General features: G+C 69.5%; 7 protein-coding genes and 1 pseudogene. 5 read left to right on the plus strand and 3 right to left on the minus strand.

The features are described 5' to 3' along the window. Positions 1-128: 128 nt before the first annotated feature. Positions 129-1,283, minus strand: coding sequence for a zinc-binding dehydrogenase (locus ACFVJS_RS04960; RefSeq protein WP_378877828.1), 1,155 nt, complete (start codon positions 1,281-1,283; stop codon positions 129-131). Between the two features lie 16 nt (positions 1,284-1,299). After that, positions 1,300-2,307, minus strand: a complete 1,008-nt coding sequence (locus tag ACFVJS_RS04965) for a hypothetical protein (protein WP_378877829.1) — start codon at positions 2,305-2,307, stop codon at positions 1,300-1,302. A gap of 194 nt (positions 2,308-2,501) precedes the next feature. Here ACFVJS_RS04965 and thrS point away from each other — a divergent pair, with 194 nt between their 5' ends. From thrS to ACFVJS_RS04990, 5 genes are all read left to right on the plus strand, one after another. Continuing rightward, positions 2,502-4,490: a threonine--tRNA ligase gene (thrS, locus tag ACFVJS_RS04970; RefSeq protein WP_378877830.1), complete on the plus strand. Its 1,989-nt coding sequence runs from the start codon at positions 2,502-2,504 to the stop codon at positions 4,488-4,490. Between the two features lie 227 nt (positions 4,491-4,717). Beyond that, positions 4,718-5,713 carry a diiron oxygenase gene (locus ACFVJS_RS04975; protein WP_378877831.1) on the plus strand — a complete coding sequence of 332 codons (996 nt, stop codon included), beginning with the start codon at positions 4,718-4,720 and terminating at the stop codon, positions 5,711-5,713. Positions 5,714-5,750: 37 nt separating this feature from the next. Next, complete coding sequence (locus tag ACFVJS_RS04980; RefSeq protein ID WP_378877832.1) at positions 5,751-7,433, plus strand: FAD-dependent oxidoreductase; 1,683 nt, start codon at positions 5,751-5,753, stop codon at positions 7,431-7,433. Between the two features lie 47 nt (positions 7,434-7,480). Next, on the plus strand, positions 7,481-8,188 hold the full coding sequence (locus tag ACFVJS_RS04985; protein ID WP_378877833.1) for a TetR/AcrR family transcriptional regulator: 708 nt from the start codon (positions 7,481-7,483) through the stop codon (positions 8,186-8,188). A gap of 58 nt (positions 8,189-8,246) precedes the next feature. Further along, on the plus strand, positions 8,247-9,299 hold the full coding sequence (locus ACFVJS_RS04990) for a M36 family metallopeptidase (protein ID WP_378877834.1): 1,053 nt from the start codon (positions 8,247-8,249) through the stop codon (positions 9,297-9,299). Here the strand turns inward: ACFVJS_RS04990 and ACFVJS_RS04995 are convergent. Continuing rightward, positions 9,289-9,752, minus strand: a pseudogene (locus ACFVJS_RS04995) (hypothetical protein); the annotation flags it as partial. The gene ACFVJS_RS04990 and the pseudogene ACFVJS_RS04995 overlap by 11 nt on opposite strands.

The following is a 9,752-nucleotide window of genomic DNA, read 5'->3' on the forward strand; positions in this document are numbered from 1 at the left end:
TCAACTTTTCAAGCGAGGTGTCTCGCCATAGTGAAAGTCGCGTTCCGAGAGCGGCCGGGGGCAAGACCGGAACAGGCCGCGGTGAACAGATACTACCGGTAGGTGACCCGTCTACCAGAATCGTGGACTCACGCCCACGGATCGACCAGGATCTTGGCGTGCGTCTCCGGGTCGGCGAGGTCGTCGAAGGCCTGCGCGACGCCGTCGAGGCCGACGGTGCCCGTGTGCAGCGGCGAGGGGTCGACCTTGCCGCCTGCGATGAGCTCGAGCGTGCGCGCGAACTCGGCAGGGTCGTAGCCGAACACGAACCGCAGGTCGATCTCCTTGTGGATCGCGATCGCCGGCCGGATCGTGTCCGGCTCCATGCACACCCCGACCACCACGACGCGGGTGTGCAGCGGCGCCGCGGTCATGATCTGCTCCAGCATGCCGGGGACGCCGACGCACTCGAAGACCACCGGTCCGGTCGGCGACTGCCCCAGGCGGTCGGCGTTGAGCAGCACCGTCTCCCAGGGGAGCAGCGGGATCCGGCGTACGACCTGCATCGCGTCGATGCCGAAGCTCAGGTAGTCGGTCAGCGAGTTCACCGGGCCGCGCTGCTTGTAGGCTTCCCATGGCGAGGACTCGCGCGGGTCGACGACCACGTCGGCGCCGCACTCCACCGCCAGCGCGCGGCGCGCGGGGGAGAGGTCGGAGGCGACCACCGTCTTCACGCCCTGCGCCTTGAGCATGAGGATCACGGCCAGTCCGATCGGGCCGCAGCCGATGACGACGGCCGGGCGTCGCGCGGAGACCGCGCCGCGGCGTACGGCATGGAAAGCGACGGCCAGCGGCTCGGTGAAGACCGCCTGGTCCGGCTCCACCCCGTCGGGAACGGGGAAGGTGAAGGCCTCCTGGACGACCGTGTACTCCGCGAAGCCGCCGGGGGAGTCGACGTCGAAGCCGACCATGTGGACCGCGCCGTCCGTACGCAGCACCGGCAGTGCCGCCACCGCGGTGCCTGGCTCCCAGCGACCGCGGGTCTCGGGGCCATAGGCGACGACCTCGCCGAGGATTTCGTGGCCCAGCACGATCTCCTGGTCCGGGGTCATCGCGGTGGTGTAGCCGATCTCGGTGACCACCTTGTTGAGCTCGTCGCTGTGCTCGCGCACGTGCAGGTCGGAGCCGCAGATCCCGGTGCGCAGCACCTTGATCAGCAGCTGACCCGGCCCGGGCTCCGGGCGCGGGACCGACCGCACGGAGAGCTCGCCCTTGTGGACCACGGTTGCGCGCATCTGGTTCATCGGGGCCGACGCTACCTCACTCCGTCGGCAGCGTCCCGGAGGCGATCCGGTGCAGATGGGCGGTGAACGAGTGCTGGTGGTCGACGCGCGGCAGCCGCAGCGTGGCGCCGGTGACCAGGTGCAGCGTGACGTCGATGCGCGGGTTGGCCCTGCGCTCGTCGACGACACCGGTGTCGATGCTGGTCACGTCCTCCCAGAGGATGACGTCGGTGTGCCGGGCATGCTCCAGGACCAGACCGCCGTCGTAGAGCCCGAGGTCAACCGCGACCGGGCGCTGCAGCCCGAGCCAGGTCAGCCGGAACCCGAGGAACAGCCCGGCGAGCCCCACCAGGCCTCCGGCCAGCACGAGCACCATCGGCAGATGTGGCCGGGTGGCGATCCAAGCGCCGAGCGCGATGAGCACCGGGCCGAGGACCAGCCCGACGGGCGCCAGCCACGCCCGTCCGTGCGCTGGGTGGGTGCTCAGCCGGATGCCGAGGTCTTCGGTGAGCGTCTCCTCGCCCGGTGTACGCAGCCACGCCCGCCGCGTCGGCAGCACCACCAGCCCGAGCACGGCCAGCGCGACCCCGCCCCAGAGCACCGGGTCACGGCCCATCCCGACGATGCGGGCCGGCCACGGGTTGATCGCATGCTCGCCGTAGGCATCGGAACCGACCACCCACATCCGGAAGGTCGCCTTCGACGGGTCCGGGTCGCGGCCGATGTCGCGCAGGGTTCCGTGGATGCTTCCGGTGACCTGCTCGCCGTCGACGCGCCAGCGGCCCTGGCAGGAGGTGATGTCACCGGTGCCGCTGTCGAACTCGCACCGCTCCACCACGCTCACCTCCGCCCACTGCCCGCTGTTCCAGCGGTCGGCGGCCTGCTGGGCCACGACGGTGGCCGGGAACAGCATGGCCAGCGCGCCGAGGCCCAGGGTGATCAGGGCGGTCGCGATCGACGTGCGTCGCTTGAGTCGGAGGACCAGGCGGGACGGGTCGATGAGACGGGACTTGGGGCCGGTGGTCGGGAGCACGAGGCCTTTCACATCGGGGAGTGGGAGGGACGTCGATCGAGGCGTCGGAAGTCTAGTCGCATGCCCCTACGGGTTCACGCAACGCAGCCAGAGCCTCGGTCTGACACGGGGTTCACCCATTCGCAGTACCCAGCCGACGGCGGATACGATCGGAACGCCGCGGAAGGATCGCGGCCCACCCATCACTGGAACCCACAGGAGCATCCGTGTCCGAGATCAAGATCGCCGTACTCACCCCCGACGGGCGCGAGGAACGGACGGTCACTACGGGCACGAAGGCGTGGGAGCTCTTCGCGGACAACCCCGACGTGATCGCCGCGCGCGTCGGCGCGGATCTCAAGGACCTCTCCTACGAGCTCGCCGACGGTGACGACGTCGAGGGTGTCCTCATCGACTCCAAGGACGGCCACGACATCCTGCGCCACTCGACCGCGCACGTGATGGCGCAGGCGGTGCAGGAGCTCTTCCCCGAGGCCAAGCTCGGCATCGGCCCGCCGGTCACCGACGGGTTCTACTACGACTTCGACGTCGAGACCCCGTTCGTGCCCGAGGACCTGGTCAAGATCGAGTCCCGGATGAAGAAGATCATCAAGGCCAACCAGAAGTTCTCCCGCCGGGTCACCACCGACGACGAGGCCCGCGTCGAGCTGGCCGACGAGCCCTACAAGCTCGAGCTGATCGGTCTCAAGGGCTCCGCGGCCGACGCCGCCGAGGGTGCCGGCGCCGAGGTCGGCGGCGGCGAGCTGACCATCTACGACAACCTCGACCGCAACGGCGAGGTCGCCTGGAAGGACCTCTGCCGGGGCCCGCACCTGCCCACCACCAAGCGGATCCCCGCCTTCAAGCTGATGCGCTCCGCTGCTGCGTACTGGCGCGGTGACGAGAAGAACAAGCAGCTCCAGCGCATCTACGGCACCGCCTGGGAGTCCAAGGAGGCCCTCGACGCCCACCTGGCCCGGATCGAGGAGGCCGAGCGCCGCGACCATCGCAAGCTCGGTCGCGAGCTCGACCTGTTCTCCTTCCCGGACGAGATCGGCTCCGGCCTGCCGGTCTTCCACCCCAAGGGCGGGATCATCAAGCGGGAGATGGAGGACTACGTACGCGCCAAGCACATCGAGCACGGCTTCGAGTACGTCGGCACCCCGCACATCGCGCGTGAGCAGCTCTTCCACACCTCGGGCCACCTGCCCTACTACGGCGACGGGATGTTCCCGGCGCTGGACGTGGATGGCCAGGACTACCGCCTCAAGGCGATGAACTGCCCGATGCACAACCTGATCTTCCGCTCGCGCGGTCGGTCCTACCGCGAGCTGCCGCTGCGTCTGTTCGAGTTCGGGTCGGTCTACCGCAACGAGAAGTCGGGCGTCATCCACGGCCTCACCCGCGTGCGTGGTTTCGCCCAGGACGACTCCCACTCCTACTGCACCAAGGAGCAGGCGCCGGCCGAGGTCAAGCACCTGCTCGACTTCATGCTGACCGTGCTCAAGGACTTCGGCCTCGACGACTTCTACCTGGAGATGTCGACCCGCGACGACGCCAACAAGGACAAGTTCGTCGGCAGCGACGAGGACTGGGCCGAAGCCACCAAGATCCTCGAGGACGTCGCCAGCGAGACCGGTCTCGATCTCGTGCCCGACCCGGGCGGCGCGGCGTTCTACGGACCGAAGATCTCCGTGCAGGCCAAGGACGCGATCGGCCGCACCTGGCAGATGGGCACGGTGCAGTACGACTTCAACCAGCCGTCCGCGGACCGGTTCAACCTGGAGTACCAGGCTGCCGATGGCACCCGGCAGCAGCCGGTGATGATCCACTCCGCCAAGTTCGGCTCGATCGAGCGGTTCCTCGGTGTGCTCGTCGAGCACTACGCCGGCGCCATGCCGCCGTGGCTCGCCCCGGTCCAGGTCGTCGGCATCCCTGTCGCCGACGCCTTCACCGACTATCTCTACGAGGTCGCCGGCAAGCTGAAGGCCAAGGGCATCCGGGTCGAGGTCGACGAGTCCGACGACCGCTTCCAGAAGAAGATCCGCAACGCCCAGCTCCAGAAGATCCCGTTCATGCTGATCGCGGGTGGGTCGGACGTCGAGGCCGGTGCGGTCAGCTTCCGCTACCGCGACGGCCGCCAGGAGAACGGCATCCCCGTCGACGAGGCGATCGAGCGGATCGTGGCCGCCGTGGAGTCTCACGAGCAGGTCTGAGCCTGTCGAAGGGGGTCGCGCGGGGCCCGTCGAGATAGTCCAGGGAGTTTCCGTCCATTACCAGCCGGTAGAGGGACGGAAACTCCCTGGACTACGTTTTCGACCTTTCAAAATACTCGCGACACTAAGTCGCGCGTACTCTTGTTATCGGGACGCGTGTCCGGGTAACGTGGGTCACGTCGTCACTAGTTCAACGCAGAACGCAACGGTGCAAAGGAGCGATCGTCATGACCGCCGTTCAGGATGAGAAGTCCACCGGATACGTCCGTCAGGGCAAGCAGGCCTACCTCGACACGCTGCGTACGCTGTCCGAGGCCTCGGTCGAGGTGCACTTCGACCCGTTCAAGGACATCGACTGGGACTCCGACGACCTCGCGGTGCTGCCCGACGACGAGCGCTGGATCCTCAACGACGCCGACGAGATCGGCGCCCACCCGTGGTACAAGGCGCTGCCCAAGCAGCGCCAGATCGAGATCGGGATGTACCGCTGGGCGCAGGTCGCCAAGGTCGGCCTGCAGTTCGAGCAGCTGCTCATCGGCGGCGTCATGAACCACCTCGTCTGGGCCGAGAACAACAACCCGGAGTTCCGCTACGCGACTCACGAGGTGACCGAGGAGACCCACCACACCCAGATGTTCCAGGAGTTCGTGAACCGGGTGAACCCTGACGTGGCGGGTGCGCCGACCTACTTCAAGGTCCTGGTGCCGCTGATGGCCTCGGCCGGCGCCTGGTTCCCGGAGGCGTTCTTCACCGGCATCCTGGCCGGTGAGGAGCCGATCGACCACCTGCAGAAGGGTGCGATGCGCTCCGGCGGCAGCCACCCCGCGGCCAACCGGATCATGCAGATCCACATCGCCGAGGAGGCTCGCCACATCGGCTTCGCCCACCAGTACCTCGAGCAGCACGTGCCCGAGCTCGGCCGGGTGAAGAAGACCCTGCTGGCCTACGTCTTCCCGATCATCATGCGCCTGCTCTGCGACGTGATCATGGTCCCGAGCAAGCAGGCCCGCTACGACATGGGCATCCCGGACGACGTCGCCCGCGAGATCTGGTGGAAGTCCGAGGAGTCGGAGAAGCTGCTGCGTGACCTCTTCGGTGACGTACGCCTCCTCGCCGACAACCTGGGCATCCGCAAGGGCCCGGCCAAGCTGCTGTGGAAGCTGACCGGCATCGACGGTCGCGCCTCGCGCTTCCGCGCCGAGCCGCGCGCCGCGTCCTACTGATCCCGCTGAGCCCGATGCCCTAGAACGGTAGCCACCTGTGCCTCACGTCGTCACCCAGTCGTGCTGTGCCGACGCCTCGTGCGTCGTCGCCTGCCCGGTCAACTGCATCCATCCCGCCCCCGGCGAGCCCGGCTTCGGTGAGGCCGAGATGCTCTACGTCGACGCCAAGAGCTGCGTCGACTGCGGAGCCTGCGTCACGGCCTGCCCGGCCGACGCGATCGTGCCGCACACCACGCTGAGGGACGCGCAGAAGCCCTTCTTGGCCATCAACGCGGAGTACTTCGAGGTCTTCCCGCACAAGGACCGCACTCCGCTCGCCCTGGTCCACCCCCAGCGCCGGCTCACCCGCACCGGTCCGTTCCGGGTCGCGGTGGTCGGCGCCGGGCCGGCCGGGATGTACGCCGCCGACGAGCTCCTCAAGCACCCCGAGATCACCGTCGACGTCTTCGACCGGCTGCCGACGCCGTACGGCCTGGTCCGGGCCGGGGTCGCGCCCGACCACCAGAACACCAAGCAGGTCGAGAAGCTCTTCGCGCAGATCGAGTCGCAGCCCGGGTTCCGCTACTTCCTGGGTGTCGAGGTCGGCAAGGACGTCTCCCACGCCGAGCTGACCGCCCGCTACAACGCGGTCGTCTACACCGTCGGCGCAGCGAGCGACCGTGCCCTCGGGATCGACGGCGACGACCTGCCCGGATCGCTGAGCGCGACCGACTTCGTCGGCTGGTACAACGGCCACCCCGACAAGCAGGACCTGCCCGTCCGGCTCGACGCCGACTCGATCCCGTCGGGGCGGGTCGTCCTGGTCGGCAACGGCAACGTCGCCCTCGACTGCGCCCGGGTCCTCGCCGAGGACCCCGAGCGGCTCGCCGGCACCGACATCGCCGACGGCCCGCTGGCGGTCCTGCGCGACAGCGCGGTGCGGGAGGTCGTCGTTCTCGGGCGCAGGGGGCCCGGGGAGGCGGCCTTCACGGTGCCCGAGCTGGTCGGGCTGATGGGCCACACCGGCGTCAACGTCGTCGTCGACACGGGCGATCTCCCGCTCGAGGAGGCGCTGGCCGGCAACGGCACCACGACCCGGCTGCTGCGTGAGCTCGCCGGCCGCGAGGTGCGTCCGGAGCTGCGTACGATCGTGCTTCGGTTCCTCAGCTCGCCGGTGCGCGTGCTGGGCGAGGGGCGCGTCACCGGGGTCGAGGTCGGCCGCAACCGCCTCGAGCGCGACGCGAACGGCGTCGTCCGCGCCGTCGCCACCGGCGAGACCGAGGTCCTCGAGGCCGGGATGCTGCTGCGCGCGGTCGGCTACAAGGGCCTGCCCGTGGCGGACCTTCCCTACGACGCCGCGACCGGCACCGTCCCCAACGACCGCGGCCGGGTGCTCCCGGGCGTCTACGTCGCGGGCTGGGTCAAGCGCGGCCCGAACGGCTTCATCGGCACCAACAAGACCGATGCCGAGGAGACGGTCGACCAGCTGCTCGACGACCTCGACGCGGACCGGATCCCGGCCCCGGTCGGGGACACCCGGGAGATCACCGCGATCGTGCGCAGCCGCCAGCCCGGCATGGTCGACCTGGCCGGCTGGCAGGCGATCGACCGCGAGGAGAAGCGGCGCGGCGCCGAGTCCGGCCGCCCGCGGGTGAAGATCACCGATGTCGAGGAGATGCGGGGCATCGCCGCGAAGTCGCGGAAACCCCGATACGCTCTGGGGCGTCGCAAGGAGCGCTGAGGCGCTCTGGACACCGGGTCGAGATCGGGGAGCAGGGGGATAAGCGGGTGGCCGGGGAGAAGCGCGATGGTCGGCAGGACCGGTGGAGCAAGCACAACCAGCAGCGCCGCCAGCAGATCATCGATGCCGCCATCGCGGTGATCGAGGCCGGTGAGCCCGGCGCCGACGTGCAGGTGCAGCAGATCGCGGCGCGCGCCGGGCTGTCCCGCACGGTCATCTACCGACACTTCGAGGACCGTGCCGACCTCGACCGGGCCGTGCAGCAGGCGATCCTCGACGGGCTCTGGTCCGACCTGATGCCCGGGATCACGCTCGACGGCACCGTGCCGCAGATCATCGAGCGGATCATCGGCACCTACGTCCGTTGGGCCCGAGCCCACCCCGCGCTCCACCTCGCCGCCGACCACGACATCGACGGCGGCGACGACGGCCCGTTCCAGCAGGGGATGGAGCAGCTCGCCGGCCGGATCTCGGGCATCGTCGGCACCGCCGTGCTCGCCCTCGGGGGCACCCCCACCGAGGAGGAGGCCGAGGCCCTCGACCCGCTGATCTACGGTCTCGTCGGCGCGGTCTTCGGTGCCGTACGCCGCTGGCTGACCCGCACCGGCGAGCGCCTCCCCGCCGAGACGCTGGAGCGGCTCACCGCCCAGTCGATCTGGTTCGTCATCGACGGCCACGCCCGCGGATTCGGGATCGAGCTCGACCCAGACCTGCCTCTCGACGAACTCCTGACCAACGACATCCTCGCGGTATAGCCTCTCCGGTATCGCCCGGCCGTGCGGCCGTTCAGCCCAGGAGAAGACCATGCCCCACATGCGCAGACTCTCGATCGCCGTCACCGCGGGCCTGGCGGCCACCGCCGGACTCGCCGTGCCGCTGAGTCCGGCGACCGCGGCCCCGGGCAGCGGCTCCTCCGAGGGCACGGCCCGGGTGTTCATGGTCAACCCGGTGCAGTCCAGCAACGACCAGGACCTGACCGACCAGAAGGACGCCGCGAGCGCGGTGCCGGAGAGCGCCTACGCCGAGGTGCGGCTCACCCACCTGGACGGATCGGGCTACCTCCGCGGTGACTACGCGGTCGTCGAGTCGAGCACCGGCACACCGGCGTACTCCACGACCAACAGCTACTCCTACGACCGCCACCAGGACCAGTTCGAGCAGGTCATGGGCTACTTCTGGGTGACCCGCGCGCAGACCTACCTGCACACGCTCGGTTTCGGCGAGACGCTCCCGGGCGTGCTGAACGAGCCGTTCTCGGTGAAGATCAACCAGTACGGCGGCGACAACTCCTACCAGACCGACAAGCCGTTCCGGATCCGGCTGGGCAAGGGTGGTGTCGACGACGCCGAGGACGCCGAGGTGATCGTCCACGAGTACGGCCACGCCGTCCACGCCAGCCAGGTGCCCGGCTACGGCAGCAGCCTGGACGCGGGCGCGATCGGGGAGTCGTTCGGCGACTACCTCGCCGTGACCGTCGGGCTCGACGCGGCCGCGGAGTTCGGCTGGCCGGTCGCGGCCGATCCGTCCTGCCCGATGGACTGGGACTCGACCTCCTACACCGCTGCCCCGCACTGCATCCGCAGCTTCCACCTCGACCTGACCCTCGCGGACCGCCGCAACCAGGTGCACTACGACGGCCAGATCTGGAGTCAGGCGCTGTGGGAGATCCGCGAGGGCTACCAGGCGCTCGGCCTCACCACCCGCGACTGGGACACCACCCTGATCTACTCCCAGTTCTCCTACGCGCCCGACACCAGCTTCCAGGCCGCGGCCGCCGAGACGTACGCCGCGGCGGCGGCCCGCGACGGCCAGGCGGCCGCCGACCTGGTCCGTGCCCGGTTCGCCGCGCGGGGGATCACCTTCTGACCGTCACCGGCCACGACCGGCGCTGCCAGATGTGCCAGTCGTCGTAGCTCACCCGTTCGACGTAGTGCCGCAGGAGGTACTGCTGCGCGCGGTCGCCGTCGAGACCCCACGAATCGAGACTGTCCCCGTCGACGACGACCCACCGCGGTGCTGAGCTCCCGGCCATGACGCTGAGCAGATGGGTCAGATGCGGGTCGCGGACGCGCGCCGGGAGGCTCCACAGATTCTCGTACGGACTGTCCAGTCCGCTCGCGGCGACGATCTCGGGATGCCCGAACCCGACGACGACACCGTCCTCGGGGCGCGCGTGCTCACGCAGAAAGGTCGAGACCCGGCTCTCCGGGGACCTCGGCGGTGCGGCGAGGGCCGAGGACGACCAGGCCACGAGGGCTGTTCCGCTGGCCTGTGGCCGCGAGAGACATCCCTGCTCGCGCGGCTCCGCCCGTTTCGGCC

This window comes from Nocardioides sp. NPDC057772 (genome assembly GCF_042798075.1).
Lineage (GTDB): Bacteria > Actinomycetota > Actinomycetes > Propionibacteriales > Nocardioidaceae > Nocardioides.

What these genes read in the sequence shown, in the direction of transcription:
- ACFVJS_RS04960 (WP_378877828.1), bottom strand. Translation starts at nt 1,283, where the DNA reads ATGAACCAGATGCGCGCAACCGTGGTCCACAAGGGCGAGCTCTCCGTG.
- ACFVJS_RS04975 (WP_378877831.1), top strand. Translation starts at nt 4,718, where the DNA reads ATGACCGCCGTTCAGGATGAGAAGTCCACCGGATACGTCCGTCAGGGC.
- ACFVJS_RS04990 (WP_378877834.1), top strand. Translation starts at nt 8,247, where the DNA reads ATGCGCAGACTCTCGATCGCCGTCACCGCGGGCCTGGCGGCCACCGCC.